The organism is Burkholderia sp. Ac-20392, from assembly GCF_017104585.1.
In the GTDB taxonomy this organism is placed as follows: Bacteria; Pseudomonadota; Gammaproteobacteria; order Burkholderiales; family Burkholderiaceae; genus Burkholderia; species Burkholderia lata.
Genome location: NZ_JAAGPB010000815.1, coordinates 1 through 2,694, shown reverse-complemented (window position 1 = coordinate 2,694; position 2,694 = coordinate 1). Strand labels below are relative to the sequence as shown.

Here is a 2,694-nt window from a genome sequence, read left to right as displayed (position 1 = left end):
GTTCGAGCTGGCCGCGCAGCGCGACCCGGCCGACCCCGCACTGCTGGATCAGCCGGCCCGGCGTGCGCGGCTGGGCGCCGCTTTCCAGGAACGCATGCGCGGTGCCCAGCGTCGGGTGGCCGGCGAACGGCAGTTCGCCCTCCGTCGTGAAGATCCGGACGCGGTAGTCGGCTTCCGGATCGGTCGGCGTGCAGACGAACGTCGTTTCCGACAGGTTCGTCCAGCGGGCGATCGCGAGCATGTCGTCGTCGCCGAGCGAATCGGCGTCGAACACCACGGCGAGCGCGTTGCCCTTGAACGGCACCGCCGTGAACACGTCGACCTGCTTGAAGCGGACCCGATGACCGGACATCGCGGTGCGTCCGTTACGCCACTTCGGCGATCAGCTCGATCTCGACGCACGCGCCGAGCGGGATCTGCGCCACGCCGAATGCCGAGCGCGCGTGCTTGCCTGCGTCGCCGAACACTTCCGCGATCAGTTCCGACGCGCCGTTCGTCACGACGTGCTGTTCGGTGAAGTCGAGCGTCGAGTTGACGAGGCTCATCAGCTTGACGATGCGCGTGACCTTGTTCAGGTCGCCGGTGTGCGCGTGCAGCGTCGCGAGCAGGTCGATCGCGATCGAGCGGGCGGCGGCCTTGCCGTCTTCCGTCTGCAGATCCGCGCCGAGCTTGCCGGCCCAGACCTTGCCGTCCTTCTTCGCGATGTGGCCCGACAGGAAGACCGTGTTGCCGGTCTGCGCGCTCATCACGTAGGCGGCGGCCGGTGCGCCGGCGGTCGGGAGCTCGATACCGAGCGACTTGAGTTTGTCGTAGACGTTAGCCATGTATTCGATTCCTCGTAGAGAGTCGTGACAGGAAAAAGGGGATCAGAGGCGCTCGCGCAGCAGCTTGCCGAGGCGCGCGACGCCTTCCTCGATCTTCTCGGGCGGCACCGTCACGAACGACAGGCGCAGCGTGTTCTGTTGCGCGTTGTCCGCGAAGAACGGTGCGCCCGGCACGAAGGCGACGTGGTTGTCGACGGCCGTGGCGAGCAGCTTCATGCTGTCGATCTGCGCGGGCAGGTTCACCCAGATGAACATCCCGCCTTCCGGGCGGTTCCACGTGATGCCTTCCGGCATGTGGCGTTCGAGCGCGGCGAGCATCGCGTCGCACTGCGCGCTGTACAGTTCGCGGATCGTCGGGATGTGTTCGTCGAGGAAGCCGTCCTTGATCACTTCGTGCGCGATGCGCTGCGTGAGCGTCGGCGTGTGCAGGTCGGTGGCCTGCTTGGCCTGCACGAGCTTGAAGTGGAGCTCCTCGGGCGCAATGATGTAGCCGATCCGCAGGCCCGGTGCGAGCACCTTCGAGAACGTGCCGAGGTGCACGATGTGATCGGGCGCCATCGACAGCATCGTCGGCAGCGGCTCGCCGCGGTAGTTCAGCGCGCCGTACGGATCGTCTTCCAGCACCGGGAACGGGCTCGACTGCGCGAACGCGGCGAGCGCGCGGCGGCGCTCGACGGGCAGGCGGCGGCCGGTCGGGTTCTGGAAGTTCGGCTGCGCGTACAGCAGGCGCGCGCCTTGCGTAAGTTCGGGCGTGAGGCCGTCCGGCAGCAGGCCCTGCTCGTCGGTCGGCACCTGCACGTAGCGCGGCTCGTACAGCGAGAACGACTGCAGCGCGCCGAGGTAGGTCGGGGTTTCGACGAGGATCGGGCTGCCCGGATCGACGAGCGCCTTGCCGAGCAGGTCGAGCGCCTGCTGCGAGCCGGTCGTGATCAGCACCTGCGACACGCGCACGCTGTAGCGCTCGGCGATCCATTCGCGCAGCGGCAGGTAGCCTTCGGTCGCGCTGTACTGGAGCGCGGCGGCCGGCGCGTCGCGCAGCACGCGATCGGCGGCGGCGCGCATGCGCTCGGCCGGGAACGTGGCAGGGGCGGGCAGGCCGCCGGCGAACGAGATGACCTCGGGGCGTTCCGTGACCTTCAGGATTTCGCGGATTGCAGAGCTCGTCAGCTTGCGTGCGCGTTCGGAAAGCTGCCAGTGCGGCGGATGCAGGTCGCTCGGATTCATAGTCTCCTCGTTCGGATATCGTGGTCAGTCAAGAAAGGTCGTTCGGGCAAATCGCTTCGACGCTGCCGGGTGGGCAGGCACGAGCGCGATCGAGCCTTCGCGGCCGGGTGGGCAAAACCGATCAGGCAAAACGTCCATTATGGCGCAGCTGTTCAGCCGGCGCGAGCCGGTTGCGCGGCGGTGGCGACCGCCGAGCGGCGCCCGAGCATCACGGTCGCGATCACCGCGGCCGCGAACAGCCACGTCGACGGCGTGACCGTTTCGCCGAACAGCAGCGCGGAAAAGGCGATCGTGAAGAAAATCTGCAGCAATTGCACCTGGCCGACGCGTGCGATGCCGCCCATCGCGAGCCCCGCATACCAGGCAAAAAAGCCGATGAATTGCGAAAAGAGGGTCACGTAGCCGAATGCGAGCCACGTGCGCAGGGCGAGCGGGCCCGGATGCGCGGCATGCTGCATCCACGCGAGCCAGCCGACCGGCAGCACGAGGAACGGCGCGGACACGACGAGCGCCCAGCAGATCACCTGCCAGCCGCCGATCTGGCGCGCGAGGCGCGCGCCTTCCGCATAACCGAGCGCGCCGATACCGACCGCGACCAGCATCAGCGCGTCGCCGGCCTGCACGGTGCCGCCGCCGTCGCGCAGCG

The 2,694-nt window shown here is 68.2% G+C and carries 4 protein-coding genes; all 4 read right to left on the bottom strand.

The features are described 5' to 3' along the window. On the bottom strand, positions 1-352 hold a 352-nt coding region (locus G3N99_RS38580), incomplete at its 3' end, for a PhzF family phenazine biosynthesis isomerase (RefSeq protein WP_206125014.1). 13 nt (positions 353-365) lie between these two features. Then, positions 366-824, bottom strand: coding sequence for a RidA family protein (locus G3N99_RS38575; protein WP_011352811.1), 459 nt, complete (start codon positions 822-824; stop codon positions 366-368). Positions 825-866: 42 nt separating this feature from the next. Beyond that, entirely contained in the window at positions 867-2,048 is a 1,182-nt protein-coding gene (locus tag G3N99_RS38570) for a PLP-dependent aminotransferase family protein (RefSeq protein ID WP_011352810.1), read from the bottom strand. Between the two features lie 152 nt (positions 2,049-2,200). Further along, positions 2,201-2,694, bottom strand: a 494-nt coding sequence (locus tag G3N99_RS38565) for a DMT family transporter (protein WP_206125013.1), incomplete at its 5' end; no start/stop codon positions are given.

Excerpts from the sequence above, each read along its gene's own strand:
- G3N99_RS38575 (WP_011352811.1), bottom strand. The coding sequence starts at position 824 with ATGGCTAACGTCTACGACAAACTCAAGTCGCTCGGTATCGAGCTCCCG.
- G3N99_RS38570 (WP_011352810.1), bottom strand. The coding sequence starts at position 2,048 with ATGAATCCGAGCGACCTGCATCCGCCGCACTGGCAGCTTTCCGAACGC.